Origin of the sequence: Humibacillus sp. DSM 29435 (assembly GCF_001758225.1) — a bacterium.
GTDB lineage: Bacteria > Actinomycetota > Actinomycetes > Actinomycetales > Dermatophilaceae > DSM-29435.
The window spans coordinates 1-22,202 of sequence record NZ_MAST01000008.1 but is presented as its reverse complement, the minus strand read 5'-3'; the positions used below and the strand labels follow the sequence as shown (position 1 = coordinate 22,202).

General features: G+C 68.5%; 23 protein-coding genes. 10 read left to right on the top strand and 13 right to left on the bottom strand.

The annotated features are described in order from the left end of the window. Positions 1–20 precede the first annotated feature (20 nt). The 4 genes from BA895_RS06640 to BA895_RS06625 all read right to left on the bottom strand — a co-directional run bounded on the left by BA895_RS06640 (position 21) and on the right by BA895_RS06625 (position 3,967). Positions 21–812: an HpcH/HpaI aldolase/citrate lyase family protein gene (locus BA895_RS06640; protein WP_070191121.1), complete on the bottom strand. Its 792-nt coding sequence runs from the start codon at positions 810–812 to the stop codon at positions 21–23. Further along, positions 809–1,720: a carbohydrate ABC transporter permease gene (locus BA895_RS06635; RefSeq protein ID WP_070191120.1), complete on the bottom strand. Its 912-nt coding sequence runs from the start codon at positions 1,718–1,720 to the stop codon at positions 809–811. The genes BA895_RS06640 and BA895_RS06635 overlap by 4 nt, the downstream gene beginning before the upstream one ends. Then, the gene (locus BA895_RS06630; RefSeq protein WP_070191119.1) at positions 1,717–2,583 is read right to left on the bottom strand and encodes a carbohydrate ABC transporter permease; all 867 of its coding nucleotides are present in this window, start codon (positions 2,581–2,583) and stop codon (positions 1,717–1,719) included. Before BA895_RS06630 ends, BA895_RS06635 begins: the two co-directional genes overlap by 4 nt. Before the next feature lie 76 nt (positions 2,584–2,659). Beyond that, entirely contained in the window at positions 2,660–3,967 is a 1,308-nt protein-coding gene (locus tag BA895_RS06625; RefSeq protein WP_070191118.1) for an ABC transporter substrate-binding protein, read from the bottom strand. A gap of 211 nt (positions 3,968–4,178) precedes the next feature. On the opposite strand from BA895_RS06625, the gene BA895_RS06620 reads away from it, so the two are divergent. The 4 genes from BA895_RS06620 (at position 4,179) to BA895_RS06605 (ending at position 8,354) form a co-directional block, all read left to right on the top strand. Next, on the top strand, positions 4,179–5,189 hold the full coding sequence (locus BA895_RS06620; protein WP_070191117.1) for an ester cyclase: 1,011 nt from the start codon (positions 4,179–4,181) through the stop codon (positions 5,187–5,189). Then, complete coding sequence (gene otnK, locus BA895_RS06615; protein ID WP_070191116.1) at positions 5,189–6,517, top strand: 3-oxo-tetronate kinase; 1,329 nt, start codon at positions 5,189–5,191, stop codon at positions 6,515–6,517. Before BA895_RS06620 ends, otnK begins: the two co-directional genes overlap by 1 nt. Continuing rightward, the gene (locus BA895_RS06610; protein WP_070191115.1) at positions 6,514–7,137 is read left to right on the top strand and encodes a class II aldolase/adducin family protein; all 624 of its coding nucleotides are present in this window, start codon (positions 6,514–6,516) and stop codon (positions 7,135–7,137) included. The genes otnK and BA895_RS06610 overlap by 4 nt, the downstream gene beginning before the upstream one ends. Before the next feature lie 77 nt (positions 7,138–7,214). After that, positions 7,215–8,354: a hypothetical protein gene (locus tag BA895_RS06605; RefSeq protein WP_217493836.1), complete on the top strand. Its 1,140-nt coding sequence runs from the start codon at positions 7,215–7,217 to the stop codon at positions 8,352–8,354. A gap of 38 nt (positions 8,355–8,392) precedes the next feature. Here the strand turns inward: BA895_RS06605 and BA895_RS06600 are convergent, their stop codons facing one another. Next, positions 8,393–8,824 carry a YbhB/YbcL family Raf kinase inhibitor-like protein gene (locus BA895_RS06600; RefSeq protein ID WP_175442260.1) on the bottom strand — a complete coding sequence of 144 codons (432 nt, stop codon included), beginning with the start codon at positions 8,822–8,824 and terminating at the stop codon, positions 8,393–8,395. 170 nt (positions 8,825–8,994) lie between these two features. Next, a complete protein-coding gene (locus tag BA895_RS06595) occupies positions 8,995–9,579 on the bottom strand; it encodes a winged helix-turn-helix domain-containing protein (RefSeq protein WP_070191113.1) in 585 nt (194 codons plus the stop codon). A gap of 52 nt (positions 9,580–9,631) precedes the next feature. Between BA895_RS06595 and BA895_RS06590 the strand changes: the two genes are divergently transcribed. The 4 genes from BA895_RS06590 to BA895_RS06575 all read left to right on the top strand — a co-directional run bounded on the left by BA895_RS06590 (position 9,632) and on the right by BA895_RS06575 (position 12,762). Continuing rightward, entirely contained in the window at positions 9,632–10,210 is a 579-nt protein-coding gene (locus tag BA895_RS06590) for a dienelactone hydrolase family protein (protein ID WP_070191112.1), read from the top strand. A gap of 100 nt (positions 10,211–10,310) precedes the next feature. Beyond that, positions 10,311–10,796, top strand: coding sequence for a hypothetical protein (locus BA895_RS06585; RefSeq protein WP_070191111.1), 486 nt, complete (start codon positions 10,311–10,313; stop codon positions 10,794–10,796). 106 nt (positions 10,797–10,902) lie between these two features. Further along, a complete protein-coding gene (locus BA895_RS06580) occupies positions 10,903–12,279 on the top strand; it encodes an MFS transporter (protein WP_070191110.1) in 1,377 nt (458 codons plus the stop codon). Between the two features lie 120 nt (positions 12,280–12,399). Then, positions 12,400–12,762, top strand: a complete 363-nt coding sequence (locus tag BA895_RS06575) for an RNA polymerase-binding protein RbpA (protein WP_070191191.1) — start codon at positions 12,400–12,402, stop codon at positions 12,760–12,762. A 201-nt stretch (positions 12,763–12,963) separates the two neighbouring features. Here BA895_RS06575 and BA895_RS06570 read toward each other — a convergent pair whose 3' ends face one another. The 7 genes from BA895_RS06570 to BA895_RS06540 all read right to left on the bottom strand — a co-directional run bounded on the left by BA895_RS06570 (position 12,964) and on the right by BA895_RS06540 (position 19,987). Then, entirely contained in the window at positions 12,964–13,536 is a 573-nt protein-coding gene (locus BA895_RS06570) for an FxsA family protein (protein ID WP_070191109.1), read from the bottom strand. After that, positions 13,533–14,339, bottom strand: coding sequence for a polyprenol monophosphomannose synthase (locus tag BA895_RS06565; protein ID WP_070191108.1), 807 nt, complete (start codon positions 14,337–14,339; stop codon positions 13,533–13,535). The genes BA895_RS06570 and BA895_RS06565 overlap by 4 nt, the downstream gene beginning before the upstream one ends. Then, on the bottom strand, positions 14,320–16,005 hold the full coding sequence (lnt, locus tag BA895_RS06560) for an apolipoprotein N-acyltransferase (RefSeq protein ID WP_070191107.1): 1,686 nt from the start codon (positions 16,003–16,005) through the stop codon (positions 14,320–14,322). The genes BA895_RS06565 and lnt overlap by 20 nt, the downstream gene beginning before the upstream one ends. 70 nt (positions 16,006–16,075) lie before the next feature. After that, on the bottom strand, positions 16,076–16,480 hold the full coding sequence (locus tag BA895_RS06555; protein WP_070191106.1) for a hotdog domain-containing protein: 405 nt from the start codon (positions 16,478–16,480) through the stop codon (positions 16,076–16,078). After that, positions 16,477–17,226 carry an OAM dimerization domain-containing protein gene (locus tag BA895_RS06550; protein WP_070191105.1) on the bottom strand — a complete coding sequence of 250 codons (750 nt, stop codon included), beginning with the start codon at positions 17,224–17,226 and terminating at the stop codon, positions 16,477–16,479. Before BA895_RS06550 ends, BA895_RS06555 begins: the two co-directional genes overlap by 4 nt. Beyond that, positions 17,223–18,857, bottom strand: a complete 1,635-nt coding sequence (locus BA895_RS06545) for a lysine 5,6-aminomutase subunit alpha (RefSeq protein ID WP_070191104.1) — start codon at positions 18,855–18,857, stop codon at positions 17,223–17,225. The genes BA895_RS06550 and BA895_RS06545 overlap by 4 nt, the downstream gene beginning before the upstream one ends. After that, entirely contained in the window at positions 18,854–19,987 is a 1,134-nt protein-coding gene (locus BA895_RS06540; RefSeq protein WP_083283055.1) for an L-erythro-3,5-diaminohexanoate dehydrogenase, read from the bottom strand. The genes BA895_RS06545 and BA895_RS06540 overlap by 4 nt, the downstream gene beginning before the upstream one ends. Positions 19,988–20,122: 135 nt before the next feature. On the opposite strand from BA895_RS06540, the gene BA895_RS06535 reads away from it, so the two are divergent. Then, positions 20,123–21,565, top strand: a complete 1,443-nt coding sequence (locus tag BA895_RS06535) for a KamA family radical SAM protein (RefSeq protein ID WP_070191103.1) — start codon at positions 20,123–20,125, stop codon at positions 21,563–21,565. Positions 21,566–21,606: 41 nt separating this feature from the next. Further along, on the top strand, positions 21,607–22,128 hold the full coding sequence (gene ybaK, locus BA895_RS06530; protein WP_070191102.1) for a Cys-tRNA(Pro) deacylase: 522 nt from the start codon (positions 21,607–21,609) through the stop codon (positions 22,126–22,128). The last annotated feature ends 74 nt before the right edge of the window (positions 22,129–22,202 follow it).

Sequence of the window (22,202 nt, the reverse complement as noted above, 5' to 3'; positions counted from 1 at the left end):
CGACGTCCACTGAAATCGCCTCAGTATCCAGCATGGGCGGCCCCGCTGGAGCGCTTTCCGCGGGTGATGGCCAGACGCTGGGCGGCGCCCTCGCGCAGGAGCACGACGTCATTGCCGGGGGTCACGAGGTCGTAGCCCTCCCCCACCAGTTCGGCCGCCATCTGCGCGTCTGCGCAGTAGGCACCGACGGCGACGCCGGCGGCGTGGCCGATCTCGAGCACCCTCGACAACGCTTCACGTACCTCCGCGGCGATCGGTGACGTGGCCGGGGCGACCCCCAGTGACAGGGCCAGGTCGTTCGGGCCCACGTAGACCCCGTCGAGACCCGGGACGGCGACGATCTCCTCGAGGTTCTCCAGTGCCTCACGCGACTCGATCATGGCCCACACCTGCACCGTGTCGTTGGCGTGCTCGACGTAGTCGGGACCGCCGTAGAGCAGTCCTCGGGATGGGCCGAAGCTACGCCGCCCCACCGGTGGGTAGCGACAGGCTGCCACCAGCTCGGTGCATTGCTCGGCCGTGTCGACGCTCGGGCAGATGACGCCGTAGGCGCCACCATCGAGCAGCTTGCCGATCTCGGCGAGGTCGAGGTGGCTACAGCGCACCATGGGCATCGCCGGGCCGCTACTGACGGCCTGGAGCAGAGTGATGACCCGGTCGAGCCCGAACATGCCGTGCTGGTGGTCGATCGTGACGGCGTCGTAGCCGGCGTGCGAGAGCACCTCAGCCACGTAGGGGCTGTCGCACGAGACCCAGGCGTTGACGACGAAACCCCCACCGTCGATGAGCTCCTTGACCCGGTTGCCCCTCATCCCTTGACCGCTCCGCCGGCCAGGCCGGCCACGAAGTACTTGCGCGCGAAGATGGTGATGAGCACGATCGGCACGGCCAACGCGAGGCTGAGAGCAGCGAGCGTCTGGAAGGTGGTGATGTCGTCGGCCCCTGCCTGGGCAGCGACGAACACCGGGATCGTCACCGCGTTGTTCTGGGTCAGCGTCAACGCCACGAGGTACTCCTGGAAGGCCAGGAGGAAGGCGAACATGCCCGCGGTGATGAGTCCAGGCCCACTGAGCGGCACGATGACCTTCCGGAAGGCCTGCAACCGGGTGCATCCGTCGATCATCGCCGACTCGTCGAGCTCAACGGGTAGCTCGCGGAAGAAGCCCGTGAGCAGCAGCAGCATGAACGGCATGTTGACGGCCACGAAGGCGATGACGAGGGCCACGTTCGTGTCGTAGATTCCCAGGGCTCGCGAGGCCTCGTAGAACGGCAGCACGACGGCGAAGCGGGGCAGCGCCCGAAAGACCAGCGCCAGCACGAGCAGGATCGGGCCGATGCGGCCGGCGTAGCGGGCGAACGCGTACGCCGCCGGCGCACCGATAAGGAGGCTGACGATCACGGATGCGATCGCCACGATCGTCGTGTTGCCGAGCACCTTTGCGAAGGTGGTTCCCTTCCACAGCTCGGTGAAGGCACTGAACTGCGGGGTGAACGACCACACCGGCGGGTTCTGGAACGCGTCAGAGAACGGTTTGACGGCAGTCAGGCCGGCCCAGATGAACGGGGCCATCATCAGTAGGGCGATCACCACCATCGCCCAGAAGGCCACCCACGACGTGCCGCCCTTGGCCGGGCCCTGCGCCTGTTGCGCGGCAGCGGCAGCGTCCTTGCGCGCCCTCCGGCGGCCGAGCAGGCCGCGAGAAACGTCGACGGCAGTCATGAGATCCCCCTGGCGTCACGCCACGTCGATCGTAGGAACGGAATGAGCAGCACCAAGGTGAGGATGATCGTGAGCAGGTTGACCGCGCTACCGATGCCGAGCCGATAGCTGTCGTTGAGGGCGATCTGGAAGACGTAGGTCATGAGCGACTCCGTGCCGAGCTGGGAGGCGGCTGGGGTGATGATGCGGATCGAGTCGAAGATCTTCAGGGCGTCCATGATGCTGATGACGCACACGAACGTGACGAGGCGGCCCAGGGCGGGAATGATCACGTAGCGCTGCTTCTGGAACCAGTTGGCTCCGTCGAGAGACGCGGCCTCTAGCGGCTCGTCCGGCATCCCCTGCAGGCCCGCGTAGAAGATCAGCACCGCGAAGGGGATCTCGTGCCAGAGCATGTGCATCGCGAGCAGGGCGCGGGCGGGCCATTCGTTGACGAGCCAGTCGATCTGCACCCCGAAGAGGTCGAGGAACCGGTTGACCGGCCCGCCGAAGATGTCGTTGAACAGCCACGAGAAGTCGAGCGCTCCCACCACGGTGGGCACCACGTAGGTGGCCAGCAGGATGCCGAGAAAGATGGCCCGGCCGTGTCGTGCCTTGTGCAGCGTCAGGGCGACGATGTAGCCGAGCACCACCTTGAGGGTGGTCACCACGAGGGCGAAGCCGACGGTGAACACGGCGGCATCGCGAAAGCGGGGGCTGGTCAGCAGCTCGCGGTAGTTGTCCAGGCCGTTGAACACACCGGCCTCACCGACCGGCACATTCTGAAAGCTCCACTGGATCGTGGCGATCAGAGGAATGACGAGCAGAGCGGCCATCAGGGCGATCGCCGGCCCTGACAGGGCAAAGAAGGTTCGGGTACGCATCCGGGAGCTGTCTCCTCGAGGAGTGGGGCCGCTGACCCGGCCGAGCCGGCCGGGTCAGCGTGACCAGAAAGGGTTGCTACTTGGCGTAGCCGGCGTTGGCGATCGCCTTGACGGCGGTGGCCTGTGCCTCGTCGAGAGCCGCCTGCGGCTCCTTCTTGCCTGAGATGGCGTCGCCGATCGGGGCTCCGAGCACGCTGTAGACGTCGGCCATGTAGGGCACCTGGTTGAGCGGCTTGGGGTCGGTGGCCAGGATCTCCTTGGCGCTGGCGGCGAACGGAATCGCACTCTCGTCGATGACGCTCAGTCGAGCGGGTAGCGCGTTGGGCAGCACTGCCTTGGCGGCGGCTTCGCTCGTGGCGACCGCTGCGAGCTGGAAGAGCAGGCCGGGGTCGACTTTCGAGTTCTTGGCCACCGCGAACCCGTCAACCGACAGGAACGACAGCGGTTTGCCACCCGCCTTGACCGCGGGTGGTGTCGCGAACGCGAACTTGTCGGCGTTCGGCGACTTGGTCTTGTCGACGAGCGGCGAGAGGCGGCCGGTCACCAGCATGCCCATCGCGGCCTGGCCGGTCTGCAGCTGGGTCGTCACCTCCGGGGAGGAGAAGCTGAGGGTCTGCGGCGACATGTAGGGCAGCAGGCTCTTCAGCTCGGTGACGGCCTCGACGCCCTCAGGGGTGTTGAGGGCGGGTACCGGCTTGTCCTTCTCGAAGTAGTCACCACCCAACGAGCGGATGGCCTGACCGAACAGGCCCTGGATGTCGTTGGCCGGGGCCATCGGGATCGCCAACGGGTACTTGATCTCTCCCGCCTCCTGGATCTTCTTCGCGACCGAACGCATCTCCTCGAACGTGGTCGGCGGCTTGAGGCCGAGCTTGTCGAAGATGTCCTTCCGGTAGACCAGGTGGTTGACGCTCCAGTAGGTCGGCAGACCGTACTGCTTGCCCTTGTACTCGTGGGCGGCCAGCAGCTTCGGGTCGATCCCGTCGAGCTTGAACTTGGCGGAGTCCTTCTTCATGAAGTCGTCGAGCGGAATCGTCCAGCCCCGGTCGGCGTAGAGCGGGTACACGGTGCCGAACTGCTCGATGAGGTCGTAGCTCGCAGTGCTGCCCGAGAGCGACTGAACGGCCCGTTGCTTCTGCCCGGTCAGGTCGGTGGCCGGGTGGTTGATCGTGAGCATGTCCGATGCGCAGTTCGAGGTGAGCACGTTGGTGAACGGATCGGTGGCCGCGCTGTTGTACGCAAGCACGTTGACCGTGGTCTTCGACGTAGGTTGCGTGATGTCGCACGCCACCTTGGTGTCGGAGGTGCCGACCTCGGACCCGGCGCCACACGCCCCGATCGAGACCAGCGCGGCGAGACCTCCAGCGACGACTCCCAGTCGCACAGACCGAGACGATGAGCGGGATATGACAGGCAGTACGGGCATGGACTCTCCTGGGTGGGTCAGCGTGCCAGTTCTTCGAATTCCCTTGATGGGCAGAGGGTTGGCCACTCGACGGGATCTAATGTATACGTATACAAGCGGTTGCTCCGTGGTAAGTCAAGGGCATCCATCCCATGTTTCGCCTATCAGACAGGAAAGGACCGTCACGCCGATGCACCTCAACCCGAGCGTCTACGCCCCCTTCGACTCGCCGGAGGACTACATCCTCGAGTGGACCGACCTCATCTGGGAGGACTACGGTCTCGGACGGCTCGGTGAGCACTACGCGAAGGACATGGTCGTGCACAGCGCCTACGGTCAGATTCGCAGCATGGAGAACGTGCTGCGGAAGTCGCTGGTGAAGAAGAGCGCCTTCCCGAACCGCATCGGCACCGCCGAGGACGTGATCTGCGAGGCGCGCGGTGACGACGCGTTCGTCAGCCATCACCGCGTGTTCCACTCCGGCCTGCAGCAGGGCATGTGGGACTACGGCGCTCCGACGGGCCGCGAGTCTGAGTCGCGCAACATCGCCATCTGCCTGGTGCGTGACGGGCTGGTCGAGCGGGAGTGGGTCGTGCGCGACGAGTGGCGGGTCGTCACCACCCTGGGGCTCGACCCCGAGGCCATCGCGCGAACCCTCGCCTTCACCGAAGAGCCCCAGGGGTTGTTCGGTGCCTCGGCGCCCGCCGCGGTCGCCGAGCGCGGCGAAAGCGGCCCCCGGCCCGACTCGCACCGAGGCGAGGCTGACATGATCGCCGAGTTCCTCGACACCGTCTGGCATCAACGTCACCTCGAACAGGTCGGGCGCTTCACGCACCGAGACCTGTTCCTCGACACCACCAGGGCCCGTGTACGTACCCGCATGCGCAACTACCAGAGCGACCTCACCCAGATGCTCGCGCCCTTCCCTGACGCGACGGTCGAAGTTCGCGACATCGCCGTCAACACGGCACCGGAGCAGGGCACCCGTATCGGCGTGCTCTGGCGCCTGCAGGGCACCTACGACGGGGCGCCGCTCTACGGCCCCGTCACCGACTCCCCCATCGAGATACTTGGGTCGTCTCAGTTCCTGCTGCGCGGCGGCAAGATCATCCACGAATGGCGAGTCTTCGACGAGATCGCCGTGATGGCGCAGGTGGCGAGGGCCAGAGGCGACGAACCACGTCCACTCACCCTCCGCTGATGAGCACCCACAGCGAAGCCTCCGTCGACCGCGGCGTTGGGCCCGTCAACCGGCCACCCTTCATGGGGTGCGTCGCCGACGACATCACCGGCGCCACCGACCTGGCCAGCGCCCTGTGTGACGAGGGGTGGCGAACGGTGCTCGTGCTCGGGGTGCCGACACCTCAGACCGAAGCCCCGCGCGACTGTGACGCCATCGTGGTCGCCCTGAAGTCGCGCACGCAGGCCGCGGAGCTGGCGGTCGCAGACAGTCTGGCCGCCATCGACTGGCTTACCGCACAAGGAGTCTCCAGGTTCTACGTCAAGTACTGCAGCACGTTCGACTCGACCGCGGCCGGCAACATCGGGCCGGTCACCGACGCGGTCATGGAGCACACGGGAGCCACCGTCGTCGTGCACGCCCCGTCCTACCCGCGGAACGGGAGAACCGTGTATCAGGGCCACCTCTTCGTGGGCCGGTCGTTGCTGTCGGAGTCCGGGATGGAACGCCACCCACTCACTCCGATGACAGACCCCAACCTGGTTCGCGTGCTCCAGGCGCAGACGCCCGCACCGGTGTTGCTGCTCTCCTTCGACGTCGTCACGGCCGACCCTGCCGGCACCCTCGCGCTGCTGTCCGACCAGACAGCCGGTAGTCGACGGCACGTCATCGCGGATGCCGTCACGGATGGCGACCTCGACCGGGTGGCGACCGCCGGCCGCAACCACGTGCTGATGGCCGGAGGCGCCGCCTTCGGGGCAGCGTGGGCCAGAGCCCTCGGTGCAGGCGGCCGACCCTCCCCCGTGTCGATGGCCGCGTTCGCGGGCCAGCCCGGCGTGGTGCTGGTGGGCAGCGCATCGGCCACCACGACACGACAGGTGGCGACCTTCGAGGCCGACCACCGGGTGCGACGCGTCACCGTCGACGAGCTGGACGATCCGGGTCAGGCCGCTTTGCAGCTCGCGGCCTGGGCCCAAGCCGAGCTGGCTCACGGCCCCGTCATCGTCACTGCCGACACGAGTGCGGCCGGCATCCAAGCCGCCCGAGAGCGTTTCGGTCATGAGGCGGCCTCCGAACGGATCGAGCGCACCCTTGGCCACACGGCCCGGAACCTGCTCGAACGCGGTGTCCGACGCCTCGTCGTGGCCGGTGGCGAGACGTCCGGCGCGGTCGCAGCCGCCTTGGGCATCCGGTCGGTGGGCATCGGGCCGAGCATCGCGACCGGCGTGCCCTGGACCGTGTCTGACGAGCCTCGCGTCGCGATCGCCTTCAAGTCGGGCAACTTCGGCGGCGACGACTTCTTCGCCGAGGCCCTCGCCTGTGTCGAAGATGAGGCGGCAACCTCATGACCGGCCGTCTCGAAACCGCCGCGCGCCGCCAGCTCGTCGAGCTCGGTCAGGCTCTCTATGACCGGGGCATCACGCCCGGTCGCACCGGCAACCTCAGCATCCGGCTGGGCGACCGCGCGTTGATGACCCCGACCGGGATCTCTCTCGGACGCCTCGACCCGGACGCCCTAGCAGTGGTGGATATCGGTGGCCATCGCGTGGCGGGCCCGGCACCGACCAAGGAGAGCGCCCTGCACCTGGCGCTGTACGAACGGTTTCCGGACATGGCGGCAGTCGCCCACGGACACACCACCCACGCGGTCGCCTGGTCGTGCCTACCCGAGATCGATCTCACCGACGCCCTGCCGGTGCTGACGGCGTACTACGCCATGCGCGTGGGTCGGCTGCCGGTCATCCCCTACGCGCCTCCGGGTGACCCTGCGCTCGCCGCCTCCCTCCGCCAGACCGACACGCGATGTGCCTTGCTGGCCAACCACGGGTCGATCGCCGCGGGCGCCGATCTGGAAGCCGCGCTCGACGCGTTGGAGGAGATCGAGGAGACAGCACGGATCGCATTCCTGCTCAGGGGGTCTGCGCCGAGATCCTTGACACCCGTGCAGGTCTCACGACTCACAGGCTGAGCCGGAGTATCCCCGGGCTTGCGCCGGGCGCTAAGCCTGTCCTAATCTGCATACGTATACACGACGAGAGGGAGTACGTGAAAACCATTGAGGTCACCGCCACCGAGGTCACGGCCGAGGAGGCGGAGCAGCGCACCATCCGCCGGGCCGAGCTGGTCCCCGACCGTTCGGCGTTCATCGACACGGTGCTGCCCCAGTGCGCCGGCAAGGAGAACTATGCCCTGATCGGTCCGGGAGTCTCCGAGAACCCGGATCAGGTCGTACCGGTGACCGCGCCGCACGGGTTCAACCTCGGCGTCGCAGCACTGCCGCACGGCATCACCAACTCCCTCCACCTGCACTTCACCGCTGAGGTCTTCAGCTGCATGAGCGGCAAGTGGCTCTTCCGCTGGGGCGTGGACGGCACCGACGGAGAGGCCCTGATCGAGCCGGGCGACGTCATCTCCATCCCGACCTGGGTCTTCCGCGGCTTCACCAACGTCGGATCCGACGACGGCTGGATGTTCTCGTCGCTGGGCCAGGACGAGACCGGCGGAATCCTCTGGGCCCCCTCGGTTCTCGCGGCCGCAGGTGAGATGGGCAAGTTTCTCTCGGCGAACAACGAGATGGTCGACGGCGAGCCGGGGCAACCCCCGGAGGGCGTCGCCTTGACCGAGCCACTCTCAGACGCCCAGCTCGCGGCACTGCCGCGCTTCGGCCTCGACCAGATGCGCGAACGGCTCGCCCAACCAGGCGACCTGCACTGGTCATCGAGCCCTTTCCTCGACTCCCGGCTGCACGGTGGCGGCGCCGAACTGGCTCTGGTCATTGGCTACGGCATCACCGAGGACCGCCTCCAGAACCCCAAGGTCTACAACCCGCACGGCTTCAGCATCGCCTGGTTGCGGGCCGAACCGGGCCAGGGCGTGAGCGCTCACCGACACGATGCTTCGCAGGTCTTCATGGTCATGGACGGCCGTTGGCGGATCACCCTCAACCGCGAGAACCCCGTGTCCTCAGAGATCGGCCCCCTCGACACCTTCTCGGTGCCGGTCGGCGCCTGGCGCCAGATCGAGAGCATCGGTGACCAGACCGGTCAGCTGGTGGTCATGACCGGAGGCGATGGGCGCGTACTGCTCGAGTGGGACGATGCCGTGGTGTCGGCCGCCCGCGAGCAGGGCCTCAGCCGCGACACCAACGGCTACCTCGCGCCGAGCGCCATCGTCGACCGCGACTGAGCAGACGCCCGGGTGTCCGTCGGCCGAGTGCGGCACCCTCAGTGGACTCGCGTGTACAACGCCTCGACGCTCGACCGGGCGCGCGCCACCCGGCCCAGCTCGCGCACCGCATCCGTCGGCGTCTTCGCGGTCGTGAGGTCGATGGGGGCGTCCAGGGCGTAGAGCGTGAGCCGGTAGCGGTGGGTCTCGCCTGCGGGCGGGCACGGCCCGTCGTAGGTCGCCTCCCCCAGGTCGTTGCCCCACTCCCGGGCTCCGGAGATGAGGGAGTGCTCGTCGATGCCGTCAGCGTCGGCGGGGATGCCGGTCTGGACCCAGTGCACCTTGGCGTTCTCGACGTCCACCATGGTCAGCGCCAGGGGGCCCTCGCCGCCCTTCCGCGCGAACGCGAGCTCGGGCGAGTAGTCATGGCCGGGGTCGTCGCACGTCGACGAACGCTTGAACCGCCCGTTCACGAAGCTCGAGCCCAACATGATGCGGAGGCTGACGCCGGCCCCCGCGGTGGCGTCCGCCGCAGTGCCGGGACTTGTGCTCGCGCACCCCGAGACAGTGAGGGCGGCGGCCAACCCCAGCCCGAGCATCGTCGGGCCGGGTCTCCGAGCGCCCAGTCGGCGCCGACGCACGGCCGCGGTCACGGCCGCGGTCACGGTCGGGGCTCCGGCAGCACGGGCTGTTCGCTGGGGTAGAGCCCGGCGACGAACCCGTAGACGCTCTCGCCCTCCCGGGGCAGCTCACTGAACTCCCGGATGAGGGCTTCGACCCGCCGCCAGAACGTAGCCGCCGTCTCAGGTGGGATGCGCACGTGTCGCAGGGTCGAGTACAGCGTGTCGTCCTCGTGCGCGGGAATCGACTCGGCCGCCGCCACCGAGAGCTCGTTGACGCACACCGGGGTCTCGGTCTCCCCCGGCCGGCGGACCACCGCGATCCGGAGCGTTCTGCCGGTGCGGCCGTAGTAGCGCTCGTCGATCGCACGGACACGTCGGGTGCGCACCACCCTCAACAACCCGGCATCCAGCAGCACGTTGACATGGTGGGCCACAGTGCTCTTCGGCCGACCGACGGCGCTCGCCAGCTCGGCCACCGTCGCGGCCCGCTCGAGCACGAGGTCGAGCACCGAGCTGCGCAGTGGGTCGGCGATCGCCCGGAGCTGGCTCGGCGTCGACACCACCACCGTGTCTGCGAGCTCGTAGTCAGGAGACATGCCCCGCTGGGGGCTATTGATCGACATTGTTGGATCAGTCTATAGTTCTCGATTGTTCCCGACAACAGAAGGCGAGACCATGACCGAAGTGTTGCTTTTCCACCACGCGGCCGGCCAGACACCGGGCTTCACCTCCTTCGCCGACACGTTGCGCGCAGCCGGACACACCGTTCACACCCCCGACGTCTACGAGGGCCACGTCTTCACCGATCTGGACGCCGGCCTCGCCCACGCCAAGCGGGTCGGCTTCGACGTGCTGCAGGAACGCGCGATCGAGGCGGCCAGAGCGATCCCGGATGCCGTGGTCTACGCCGGCTTCTCGATCGGGGCGATGCCGGCCCAGCAGCTGGCCCAGACCCGTCCGGGCGCGCTCGGGGCGTTGCTGTTCGACTCCTGCGCACCGGTGTCGGAATGGGGTGACACGTGGCCTGCCGGGGTGCCGGTGCAGGTTCACGGCATGGACGCCGACGAGTTCTTCGCCGAGGAGGGCGGCGACATCGACGCGGCTCGGAACCTCGTTTCCACAGCCCCCGAGGCCGAGCTCTTCCTCTACCCCGGCGACGGTCACCTCTTCGCTGACAGCAGCCTCCCCAGCCACGACCCGGTCGCCGCCGCCCGGCTCACCGAACGGGTGCTCGACTTCTTGTCGGCCCGCTGAGCGGCTCCAGACGGCTTCCCGTCACCGCCCTGCCGCGAAGGAAAATTCCCGGCATCCAACCGACCACGGTGGGACGATGGCTGGGGAGGGAGGTGCACCGATGGACCTGACGACCTTCTACGCCGTCGTCTCCGCGACCGGCTTCACGCTCGTGGGGCTCTGGTGGTCGGCCGTCGACCGTCGACGTGACCTGCTCGCCGACCCCCACACCCGTCGGCTCGTGGGCGGCGTGTACCTGACCTTCCTGCTCCCCGGCCTGATGGGCCTCTTCGCCCAGGTCGGCGGATCCGGCTCGTCTCTCTGGCGGTCCACCTTCGGCCTCACGGCCATCGTCGGGGCGTGGTCGACGCTGCGTCTGATCCGCGCCGACAGCGCCACGACAACACCGGGACCTTTCGCCCGTCACCGGTGGATCGTGGTGGTGCTCTATGCCGTCATCCTGCTGATGGGCCTGGCCCCCGCCGCTGCGGAGGCCGTCGGCCTCACGGGGCTGCAGGGGGCGGCCATGGCCGTGATCGCTCTGATCGTGGTGGCCCACGGCCTGGCCTGGGAGCTGCTCGCCGATGAGCCCGCAGTGAAGGCCTGAGCACAGTGGAACTCCCCAGGGTCAACCGTCTACCGGCGCTGAATCGATCGGCGTGTTCCGGCCCTGGCGACCCACCCTTGCGGCCGGATATGCCAGAGTTCGCGTCATGACCGACGTCGCCGTGAGTGGGGCTCGGCCCGAGACCAAGGAGCAGCGCGCCTGGTACTGGTACGACTGGGCCAACTCCGCCTATGTCACGACCACCGCGACGGTACTGATGAGCCCGTACCTCACCACGGTGGCCAAGGCCGCAGCCTGCCCCGGCCTTGCCGACGACGCCGAGTGCACCAACACACTGTCGGTGCTGGGCATCCCCATCGCTCCCGGCTCGCTCTGGTTCTACACGATCACCTTCACGACGATCCTCTCGGCCCTCGTGCTGATCTTCGTCGGCGCAGTCGCCGACCGCAGCCCGCACCCCACGCGGCTGTTCGGCGTCTTCGCGTGGGTCGGCGCCCTGGCGGCCTCGCTGATGTTCTTCGTGGCGGGCACCGGCTGGCAGCTCGGTGTGCTGCTGGTCGTCATCGCCGGTATCGCCCTCGGCAGCTCGCTGGTGGTCTACGACTCGATCCTGTGCCGCATCGCCAACGAGAACGAGCGCGACCGGGTCAGCTCCAAGGGCTGGGCGTTCGGCTACCTCGGCGGCGGGCTGCTGCTCGCCCTCAACTTCGGCCTCGACCTCTTCCACGGGAAGCTCGGCCTCGACCGGGCCTTCGCCACCCGCATCAGCATCCTGTCGGCCGGGCTGTGGTGGGCCGGTTTCACGATCATCCCGTATCGCGGGCTGCGCCACCTCACCGGAACGGTGGAGACCCCCGTCGCCCGCACGGCCGGGGTCGTGGGCGGCAGCATCCAGCAGCTGCGCACCACGCTCGGTGACCTGCGCAACTACCCCCAGACCCTGCTCTTCCTCGTCGCCTACCTCTTCTTCAACGACGGCATCCAGACCGTCATCGGCAGCTCCAGCGTCTACGGCCAGGAGGAGCTCGGGTTCGCTCAGGGCACCGTGCTCGGAGTGTTCCTGTTCGTGCAGTTCGTGGCCTTCTTCGGCGCGCGGCTCTTCGGCCGGCTGGCGGCCCGTATCGGGGCCTGGCGCACGGTGCTCAACGGCGTCTGGCTGTGGACCATCGTCGTGGTCGTCGCGTTCTTCGTGCCCGACGGCTCCCTCGTGCTCTTTCTCGTGCTCGCCCTGCTCATCGGCATCGTGCTGGGCGGCACCCAGGCGTTGTCGCGCTCGCTCTACAGCCAGCTCATCCCCCGCGGTCGTGAGGCGGAGTACTTCAGCCTGTACCAGGCGATGGAACGAGGGACGAGCTGGCTCGGCACCCTCATCTTCGGGCTCGTGTACCAGTTCAGCGGCAGCTACCGGTGGGCGATCATCGCCCTGATCTTCTTCTTCGTCGTCGGCGGGGTGCTGCTGTCCAAGGTACGGATGCGCGAAGGCATCGAGCAGGCGGGCAACCCGGTGCCCCTCGTCGTCTGAGTGCGACGCGCCCGGGCTGAAGGGGTACGGGAACAAGGCAACGCTTTCGGTCGTTCAAGCGTCTGAGAGGGTATGGCACTCATAGTGCCGACCAGAAGCAGATCTTTGGAGGGGGCCATCATGGCCGATCGAGCATTGCGCGGGTCCAACCTTGGGTCACGCAGCATGGAGTCTGACGAGAACGTCGTCCCGAGTGAGCGCCAGCTCACCGCTTACCTGTGCTCTGACGGGCACCGCACCGAGCTGCCCTTCTCCATCGAGGCCGAGATCCCGGCCACGTGGGAGTGCCGTTGCGGTCTTGCGGCGAAGCTGCAGGGTGGCGGGCCGGAGCCCGAGCTCAAGCCGGTCAAGCATCAGCGCACGCACTGGGACATGCTTTTGGAGCGTCGTTCGATCCCGGAGCTCGAAGAGCTGCTCCAGGAGCGCCTGACGCTGCTGCGTGAGTCGCGCGGCGAGAAGCCGCGCCGCCGCAAGACCGCCTGACCCGAGCCCAGACGTTCGCCCGAGGAGCCCGCCCCGTTCGTGGGGGCGGGCTTTTCGTCGTGCGGATGCCGCCCAGCCCAGCCCAGCCGACCCGCCAGTCGTCCCGCCAACCGAGCCGCCAGCCCAGTCGAGTGGCCACTTTCGTACACTCCTCGCCCGTACGGAACTGGCCACTCGACTGGGGGGCGAGGCCGGGGTCGGTCAGGCCGAGCCCGATGGGGGGTCATCGTCGTCGATGATCTCGCCCTGCACGACCTCATCGCTCGACTCCGACCGGCGGGGCCCCTGCGGGCCACCACCTCCCGCGGAGCCTGGGCCCGCCGGCCCACCGGTCACGCGCGGATCGGTCGTGAACGCGTCGGTCTGGGCGATGACCCGGCTGGTGATGGCTGCGGTGAGCAGGTTGCGAGCGACGGGTCTGGTGAACGGCAGCACGAGGAGCAGGCCGACGATGTCGGTGATGAAGCCGGGGCCGGTGAGCAGCAGACCGCCTGCCAGCACGATGGTGCCATCAGCGATCTCGCGAGCCGGCATCCGCCCGCTCTGGGCTGCGTTCTGCAGAGCCCGGAAGGCCTTGGAGCCCTCGCGGCGGATCAGCCACATCCCGAGCAGTGACGTCGCGACGATGAGCAGGAACGTGGGCCAGGCGCCGATCGCCTGTCCGACGGCGATGATGACGATGATCTCCAGGATCGCCACGAGCAGCAGCACCGCGGCGGCGATCTTGGTGGGGCGCAGTGCGCGACGGCTCGGCGGAGTGGTGGGCATGGTCATGAGTCGACGCCCTCCTTCGGTCGGGGTTGCAGGGCCGCCACCGGCCGGCGCTGCAGGCGGGAGCGCACCTGCCCGGCGCGATAGGTCACGCCCCACCTGGTGACATTGGTGAGGGCCTCACGGATGATGTCCTTGCCCATCTTCGAGACCCCGATCTCACGCTCGACGAAGGTGATCGGCACCTCTACGACGGTCAGTCCGGCGCGAACGGCCCGCACGGTGAGGTCGATCTGGAAGCAGTAGCCCTGCGACTCGACGCCCTGCAGGCCCATGGTGCGCAGGGCATCGGCCCGGTAGGCCCGGTAGCCCGCCGTGGCGTCGTTGACGCGCATGCCCAGCATCAGCTTGGTGTAGACGTTGGCGCCGACGGAGAGCACCTTGCGGTGAGCCGGCCAGTTCTCGACGGCGCCGCCCTGCACCCAACGCGCCCCGATGGCGAGGTCTGCCTCGTTGAGCGCCGCGAGCAGCCCGGGCAGCTGCTCGGGCTGGTGCGACCCGTCGGCGTCCATCTCGACCAGCACGTCATACCCACGCTCCATGGCCCACGCGAAACCGGCGAGGTAGGCCCGGCCGAGCCCCTGCTTGCTGGAGCGGTGCAGCACGTGAACCTGGTCATCGGACCGGGCCAGCTCGTCGGCGACGATACCGGTGCCGTCGGGCGACCCGTCGTCGAGCACGAGCACGTCGGCGGCCGGCACGGCAGAGCGCAGACGCCCGACGATGAGCGGGAGGTTCTCGCGCTCGTTGTAGGTCGGGATGAGCACGATGGCCTTGCCCACCGGCTCACGTGTCGTCTTCGTCATCGCTGTCCTTCGTCGAGTCTTCGGCCATGGTCCACCCGGGCCCTGCCTGCTTCGTGGTGGTCCGCGCACCCCTGCTGGTGACGAGCGACATCCCGAGCATCACGATCAGTGCGGCGGCGGCGGCCCATTCGGGTGCCTCACCCACCCGGGTGGCCATGGTCGTGCTGTCCCGCAATGGTAGAGCCCCGCGAACCACTGCCTGTGTGAACAACGACGTGACCTGGTGCGCGGTTCCGTCGGGCGTGATCAGGGCGCTCTGGCCCACCGTCGACACGTGCACGACGCTGCGTCCGAACTCCATGGCGCGCAGGCGGCTGATGGCCAGCTGCTGCGGCGACTCCGCCGTGAAGCCGAACGTCGCGTTGTTCGTCTGCACGACGAGCACGTTGGCTCCGGCCTCGACGGCATCACGCATGATGTCGTCGTAGGCGACCTCGAAGCAGATCGCGAGGCCGGCTCTGATCTGTTGACCCTGAGTGCCCGTCACGGTGAACAGGCCAGGAGCCGTGCCCGCCACGAAGTCGCGCGAGACGAGGTCGACCTCCTTGCTGAAGAGGCGCCAGAACGACCGGTTGGGGATGTACTCGGCGAAAGGTACCGGATGCCGCTTGACGTACTCGTCGGTGAGCCCCTTGCCGGGTTCGAACAGCAGGCTCACGTTCGAGAGCCGGCCCGGTGGTTCCTCGAGCAGACCCCCGACGATCAGGGGCCGTTTCAACGCGTCGACGGTTTCGAGGATCAGCGACTTCGCGTCCTCGTTGCGCAGCGGGTCGATGTCGGAGGCGTTCTCGGGCCAGACCACGAGGTCGGGCGCCGGCGCCCGACCGTCGGTGACGGCTTCGTTCGCCTTGAGGGTGGCGGCGACGTGGTTGTCGAGCACCGCTCGGCGTTCAGCGTTGAACTCCAGGCCGGGGCGGGCCACGTTGCCCTGCACGCCGAGGAACTGCGCCGGCGGCCCGTCGGTCGGGATCGGCACCGCCAGGCCGATGACGCCGAGGGCGAGCGCTGCCACCGCCGGTGCGGCGACCACTGCTCCGGCGCCCAGCGGCATCCGAGATGGCGCCCGACGGGCCCGGCCGTGCGCGGCTAGGTGGACGCCGCGGGTGACCGCCAGGGCGAGCAGGCCCCCGCACAGGGCGATGACGAAGGCCACGAGGGGTGGCCCTCCGAGGGCGACGATGCGCCCGAACGGCGAGTCGGCCTGACCGAACGCGAGCTTGACCCACGGGAAGCCGCCGTAGGGAAGCCTGGCTCGCAGACCCTCGGCGACCACCCAGGCGAGGGCGAAGGCCAGCGGGCGGATGCCGGCCTCCGTGTTGCGCGCGTCGTTGCGCGCGTCATCGCGCGGGCGGACGCGGCTCAGCCGGCCGTAGGCGGCTCCCAGCACGCCGAAGAACATCGCCTGCAACCCGGAGAGCGCCAGCCACGGCAGGGCTCCGACGTAGATGCCCGACCACGACAGGGTCGGCACGAAGAAGGCCAGCCCGGCCAGCAGTCCGAGCCCGAAACCGCGCCGTGCCCCGGCCCCCGTGAGCGTCCAGGCCAGCAGGGCCAAGGAGAGCGGGGCGGCCACCCAGATGTCGTAGGTCGGGAAGGCGAGACACAGCACTCCCCCGCTGGCCAGGGCCGCCACGACTCGAGTGACGGAACGGGGAGACGGGCGCACGGGCTCACCGTATGCCCCAGCCTCTCGAGTCGAGAGGGCAGTTCGCGCTACGGCCCCTCTACGGTGATGGTCAGGGGATGACGACGGTGCCGCGGGCGGTGGTGGCCACGACAGGAGGGTCGAGCATCTCGGCCGAGCCGGCGCCGCGCTCGGGAACACCGCGGCCGACGACGAGCACCTCGAACTGCAGCTCGCGAGAGCGGCGACCCACCCGCACGATCTCGGCGGTGATCTCGATGACGTCGCCGGCCTGGACGCGCCCGGAGAACTGCACGTCGCTGTAGGAGGCGAACAAGCCCTCGTCGCCGTCGGTGACGATGCACATCTCGGTCGCCACGTCGCCGAACGCAGCCAGCGAGTAGGCCCCGTCGACGAGGTTGCCGGCGTAGTGGGCGTGGTCGTAGGACACGTAGCGCCGGTGCACCACCCGCAGGCCGACCTCGGCCCGGGTCGGTGCTCTGCCTGGCTCGCTCATGGGTGCATTCCCTTCCTCGTCGTCATCTCGTGCACGAGATAGCTGGCCACCTCGCCCGGGGTGGTTCCCCGCCCGAAGATGCGGTCGACGCCGAGCGCGGCCTCCGACCCGTCTTCGAACCGGGGGCCACCGGCGATGAGCACCGGCACGGTTCCCGCCGGGTAGGCCTCACGGAAGGCCGCCGACATCTGCGTGGTGTTGTGGATATGAGCATCCTTCTGGGTGACGACCTGGCTGACCAGCACCGCGTCAGCCTTCTCGGCCCGCGCCTGCTCGACGAGCTCGGGCACGAGCACCTGGGCGCCGAGGTTGACGACCGTGATCTCGCGGTAGTACTCGAGCCCCTTCTCGCCCGCGAAACCCTTGATGTTGAGGATGGCGTCGATGCCGACGGTGTGCGCGTCGGTGCCGATACAGGCCCCGACGACCACGAGCTTGCGCCGCAGGGTCTTCTTGATGGCGAGGTTCACGTCCTTGGCCGACAGCAACGGGTACTCACGCTCGGTGACGTGCACGTCGTCGAGGTTGACCAGGTGGGTCGAGCTGCCGTACACGACGAAGAAGGTGAAGCCCTCCCCCATCGACTTGGCGTGCACCAGCATGGCCGGCTCGAGCCCCATCTTGCGGGCCAGCTGCAGGGCCGCCCCTTCGGCTTTCTTGTCGTGTGGGATCGGCAGCGTGAACGACACCTGCACCATGCCATCGCCGGTGGTGTCGCCATACGGGCGAATGATGCTGCTGCTCATGGCCTTCCCGTTCTTCCAGCCGGCACCGCAACCCCGGCATCGAGGGCCGTGATCGCCGGGTTGTCGTAGTCGGCCGCGCGTTCGGCCACCCCGTCAAGGCCTTTGCCCTTGTGGGCCGGTCGTTTCATCAGGCCGAACGTGCCGTCGCCGATGGCCGAGAGCAGTGGTGCACCTGCCGTATGCCCCGTGCCGGATGCCGTGTCGTTCACGATGCGTTCGAGCAGGTCGACCGCCTCCGAGAGCACCTGGCGGGCCCGGGTCTGGATGAAGCCGTCGCGCGGCGGATGGAAGTCCTCGGTCAGACCGCTGGCCGCGCTCATGACATAGCGCACGTTCTGGAGCGCGAGGTCGCGGTCGGACAGGAACGGGGTGACAACGGCCTCGGTCATCATCCCGACGAGCAGGATGCTCTGGCCCGTCATCGCGCCGACGAGGTTGAAGAAGCCGTCGAGCAGGTAGCCGCGGAACACGTCGCCCGTCATGTGCTTCGTCGGCGGCATCCACTTCAGCGGCGCGTTCGGGAACAGCCGCCGGGCGAGCATGGCGTGCGCAAGCTCCATCCGGAAGCTGTCGGGCAGGTCGGGGTTGATCTCGAAGGCGTGGCCCAGGCCGAGCTGCCAGTCCCGCAGGCCCGCCTCCTTGGCGAACCGCTCGTTGAGCAGCTGGCTCACGGTGACCGTGTGGGCGGCCTCGACGGCATCCGCCGTGGTGAGGTAGTTGTCTTCTCCGGTGTTGATGATGATGCCGGCCCGCGCGTGCACCTGGCGTGAGAACCGTTGGTCGACAAAGGTTCTCACCGGGTTGATGTCACGAAAGAGGATGCCGTACATCGAGTCGTTGAGCATCATGTCGAGCCGCTCCATGCCGGCCAGGGCAGCGATCTCGGGCATGCACAGACCGGAGGCGTAGTTGGTCAGGCGCACGTAGCGGCCGAGCTCCTTGCTGACGTCGTCGAGGGCGGCGCGCATCAGCCGGAAGTTCTCCTGGGTCGCGTAGGTGCCGGCGAACCCCTCGCGGGTCGCACCCTCGGGCACGTAGTCGAGCAGGGACTGGCCGGTGGAGCGGATCACGGCGATGACATCAGCGCCCGCGCGGGCCGCGGCCTGCGCCTGCGGGATGTCCTCGTAGATGTCACCGGTGGCCACGATGAGGTAGATCCACGGCGTGGTCTTCGGGTCGCCGAGCCGCTTGACGAGCCGCTCTCTCGTGCGGCGGGAGGCGTCGATCGTGCGTAGGCCGACGCCGACTCCCCTGGCGGCCGCTCGGCGAGCCGCCACCGCTTCCCGTCCGGTGGGAAGCCGGAAGGCGACGTTGCCACTGGCGGCCTTCTGCGCCAACGTGATGAGGTCGGGCGCTTCGCCCCGCCGCAGGGCGTCGTAGACCGGGGTGGTCACGCCGTGTTCCAGACCGACCTCGCGGCGCACGGCATCCACCAGATGGTTGACCCAGGGCACTCGTTCGTGGTCGGCGCCCGAGAGCCCGGCCAGGCGAAGCGTGGCCCGCTCGACCGAGACGGTGGTGTGGCTCTTGGCGATCTTCACGACCGGCGCGGCTGCGCGCCGCGCGAGCGACCGCGCCCGGCGCACGACAGCCGGGTCGAGCTCGAGGGTGGCCGGTGTCGTGGTGCTCACGTGTCTGATCCTCCCGCAGCCGGCCCCTCATGGGCCAAGCGCGCCTCGAAGAGGGACCGAACACCGGGCACCTCCCGTAGGAGCGACAACGCGAGCTCCGCGTGGCCCGGCGCATAGCCGTTGCCGACGATCATGCGCACGTCAGCAGCGAGACCCTCAGCGCCGAGTGCCGCCGCAGAGAAGCTGGTCGCCATGCTGAAGAAGATGATCGTGCCGCCCTGCGCCGTGGCGAGGATCGCGGGCTGCTCGCACCCGGGGGCGTCGACGCACACCACCGTGACGTCGGCCGGACCACCCGCTGCCTCGACGGCGGCGCTCAGCCCGAGCGGCGAACGAGCATCGGCCAGTACGACGGCATCGGCCAGGCCGGTCGGCTCGAGCAGTGCGACCTCCCTCTCGACCGGCACGACCGCGATGAGGCGACCGGCCCCCGCGCGCCGGGCCGCCGCCAGCGAGAGGCTGCCCGACTTGCCGGCGCCGCCGAGCACCAACACGGTTGGCGACGGAACCTTGCCTGCGGTCTCGCCGACGACCCGCTCGACGAGGGCAGGTGCGCCGCAGACATCCATCACCATGAGCGACAGTCGCGGGTCTAGGTCGTCGGGCAGAGCAGCGGCGATGCTGCGACCGAAGAGGATCGCGTGACCGCGAGCCGGCACCTGTTCCCCACGCCCGTCCCAGCGAGACAGCCCGTCGGTGATCACCAGCGGGGTCAGCGACAACGACACCAACGTGGCCACCCGGTCGCCGACGGTCAGACCGAGCGGGCTCTCGGGCCCGACCTCCTCGACGGTGCCGATGAGCATGCCTCCCGATCCCGTGACCGGGTTCTGCATCTTGCCGCGGGCGGCCACGATCTCGAGCACCTCCGCGCGAACGGCGCCACCGTCGCCATGGTGCTTCTCCGAGAGCTGGCGAAAGCTGGCGGCGTCGAGATTGAGGGTATCGACCGCGATGCGCACCTCGTCGGGCCACAGCTCGGAGCGGGCGTCGAGACGCTGGGCCGCTTGGGGCAACGGCACAGCATCCCCGTCTACTCGCGGCCGGTCGAGCACCCGGTGCAGCCCGACCGGCGACGAGACACGGGTGGGGGCAGGCGCCCTGAGGGCGGGGTCAGCCGGGTGTGACACGTTTGCAGATCCTTCGGTCGAGTCGGTTCAAAACCGAAAATGCTCCGCCAGCCTAGGGCGACCAACGGATGAACAACGGCAGATTGAGTGCTCAAGATGATTGAGCTACCCCATGCCTACCGCTAGCCTGACGGAATGAGCAAGGTGCAACAGCCCTATGCCTACCGACGTCGCGAGCTCGTCGAACCCGACTGGACCCGGTTGCCGGGTTGGCGGCAGGTGACCGCCGCCGACTGGGACAGCGCCCAGTGGCAACGCGCCCACTGCGTCAAGAACGTCAAACAGCTGCGCGACCTCATGGGTGACCTGCTTGACGACCGCTTCTACGTCGACCTCGAACGCGACCAGGCCGAGCGCGCCACGATGTCGATGCTCGTCACCCCCCAGATGCTCAACACCATGGTCGACGGCGTGCAGGCGCCGATGCCGGCTGCCGGGCACGACTTCACCGAGGCGTTCTACGCCGACCCCGTGCGCCGCTACATGCTCCCGGTGTTCAGCGACCGACGCACCGACTGGCCATCGCACCCACACTCCTCCCGTGACTCGCTGCACGAGCACGACATGTGGGTGGCCGAGGGCTTGACCCACCGTTACCCGACCAAGGTGCTCGCCGAGCTGCTGTCGACCTGCCCCCAGTACTGCGGCCACTGCACACGGATGGATCTCGTGGGCAACTCCACTCCGCAGGTCGCCAAGCTCAAGTTCGACCTCAAACCGGTCGACCGTCACGCGTCGATGCTCGACTACCTGCGCCGTACGCCCTCGGTGCGCGACGTCGTGGTCTCAGGTGGTGACGTGGCGAACATGCCCTGGAAGAACCTCGAGGTGTTTCTCGACCAGCTGCTCGAGATCGACAACATCCGCGACATCCGTCTGGCCACGAAGGCTCTGATGGGTCTGCCGCAGCACTGGTATGCCTCCGACGTCGTCGACGGTGTCGGCCGGGTCGCCACCACCGCCCGGCAGCGTGGCGTGTCGCTCGCGATCCACACCCACGTCAACGCGGCAGCGTCTGTCACGCCCGCGGTGCAGCGGGCCTCGCGGGCGATGTTGGATGCCGGCGTGCGCGACGTGCGCAACCAGGGCGTGCTGATGCGCGGGGTGAACAACTCGGTCGAGGCGCTGCTCGACCTGTGTTTCGCCCTCAGCGACGGGGCGTCGATCACGCCCTACTACTTCTACATGTGCGACATGATCCCGTTCGCCGAACACTGGCGACTCTCGCTCGGCGAGGCCCAGCACCTGCAGCACTCCCTGATGGGCTACCTGCCCGGGTTCGCCACGCCGCGGATCGTGTGCGACGTGCCGTTCGTGGGCAAGCGGTGGGTGCATCAGCAGGAGCAGTACGACACCGAACGTGGCATCTCCTACTGGCGAAAGAACTACCGCACCTCCATCGAGGGCGACGACACCGAGGCGCTCTCGCGCGACTACGTCTACTACGACCCGATCTACACCCTGCCCGAGGCGGGGCAACGGTGGTGGCGTGAGACCACCGACCATGACGCGCTGCTCGCCGAGTCCGCGACGCGGGCAGCAAGCAGCCGCTTGGTGGCCGAGTCTCAGCTCGTCTGACACCGGCTTGGTCTGAGATGGCCGTCTCCTAGACTCGGCTCGTGAACGCCCCCTCCACCGGGTCGTCCCGCGGAGCGGGCCCGACAACGCCCGCGACGCTGTGTCTTGACCGGTCTGGAGTGACGTACGTGCGGCACTCCTACCATCCTGATCCTGATGCCGCGAGCTTCGGGCTCGAGGCCGCCGACGTGCTCGGCGTCGACCCGGCTCGCGTGTTCAAGACCCTGCTCGTCGAGACGGCCGGGCAGGGTGCGCCGCGGCTGGCCGTTGCGGTGGTCCCTGTCGTGGGTCAGCTCGACCTCAAGGCCACTGCCGTCGCCCTCGGAGCCAAGTCGGTGTCGATGGCGAACCCGGTCGCGGCCGAACGCAGCACGGGCTACGTCATCGGCGGCATCTCACCCATCGGCCAGAAGCGCACGCTGCCGACGGTGCTCGACGACAGCGCTTTCGACTTCGAGACGGTCTACGTGTCGGGTGGCCGCCGGGGGTTTGACCTCGAGCTGGCTCCGGCCGACCTGCTCGCAGTCACAGGTGGCTCGCGGGCTGTCGTCCGTCGTTCCTGACGGGCTACGGCCCCGCCGTGGCAACCCCGCCACGGTCCGATCCCCGCGCTCCCGGCCCGGCATCCACGGCGGCA

Bases quoted from the DNA above. Each gene is read 5' to 3' on its own strand.
- BA895_RS06640 (WP_070191121.1), bottom strand. From the start codon at position 812: ATGAGGGGCAACCGGGTCAAGGAGCTCATCGACGGTGGGGGTTTCGTC.
- BA895_RS06635 (WP_070191120.1), bottom strand. From the start codon at position 1,720: ATGACTGCCGTCGACGTTTCTCGCGGCCTGCTCGGCCGCCGGAGGGCG.
- BA895_RS06630 (WP_070191119.1), bottom strand. From the start codon at position 2,583: ATGCGTACCCGAACCTTCTTTGCCCTGTCAGGGCCGGCGATCGCCCTG.
- BA895_RS06620 (WP_070191117.1), top strand. From the start codon at position 4,179: ATGCACCTCAACCCGAGCGTCTACGCCCCCTTCGACTCGCCGGAGGAC.
- otnK (WP_070191116.1), top strand. From the start codon at position 5,189: ATGAGCACCCACAGCGAAGCCTCCGTCGACCGCGGCGTTGGGCCCGTC.
- BA895_RS06610 (WP_070191115.1), top strand. From the start codon at position 6,514: ATGACCGGCCGTCTCGAAACCGCCGCGCGCCGCCAGCTCGTCGAGCTC.
- BA895_RS06600 (WP_175442260.1), bottom strand. From the start codon at position 8,824: ATGTTGGGCTCGAGCTTCGTGAACGGGCGGTTCAAGCGTTCGTCGACG.
- BA895_RS06595 (WP_070191113.1), bottom strand. From the start codon at position 9,579: ATGTCGATCAATAGCCCCCAGCGGGGCATGTCTCCTGACTACGAGCTC.
- BA895_RS06590 (WP_070191112.1), top strand. From the start codon at position 9,632: ATGACCGAAGTGTTGCTTTTCCACCACGCGGCCGGCCAGACACCGGGC.
- BA895_RS06585 (WP_070191111.1), top strand. From the start codon at position 10,311: ATGGACCTGACGACCTTCTACGCCGTCGTCTCCGCGACCGGCTTCACG.
- BA895_RS06580 (WP_070191110.1), top strand. From the start codon at position 10,903: ATGACCGACGTCGCCGTGAGTGGGGCTCGGCCCGAGACCAAGGAGCAG.
- BA895_RS06575 (WP_070191191.1), top strand. From the start codon at position 12,400: ATGGCCGATCGAGCATTGCGCGGGTCCAACCTTGGGTCACGCAGCATG.
- BA895_RS06570 (WP_070191109.1), bottom strand. From the start codon at position 13,536: ATGACCATGCCCACCACTCCGCCGAGCCGTCGCGCACTGCGCCCCACC.
- BA895_RS06565 (WP_070191108.1), bottom strand. From the start codon at position 14,339: ATGACGAAGACGACACGTGAGCCGGTGGGCAAGGCCATCGTGCTCATC.
- BA895_RS06555 (WP_070191106.1), bottom strand. From the start codon at position 16,480: ATGAGCGAGCCAGGCAGAGCACCGACCCGGGCCGAGGTCGGCCTGCGG.
- BA895_RS06550 (WP_070191105.1), bottom strand. From the start codon at position 17,226: ATGAGCAGCAGCATCATTCGCCCGTATGGCGACACCACCGGCGATGGC.
- BA895_RS06535 (WP_070191103.1), top strand. From the start codon at position 20,123: ATGAGCAAGGTGCAACAGCCCTATGCCTACCGACGTCGCGAGCTCGTC.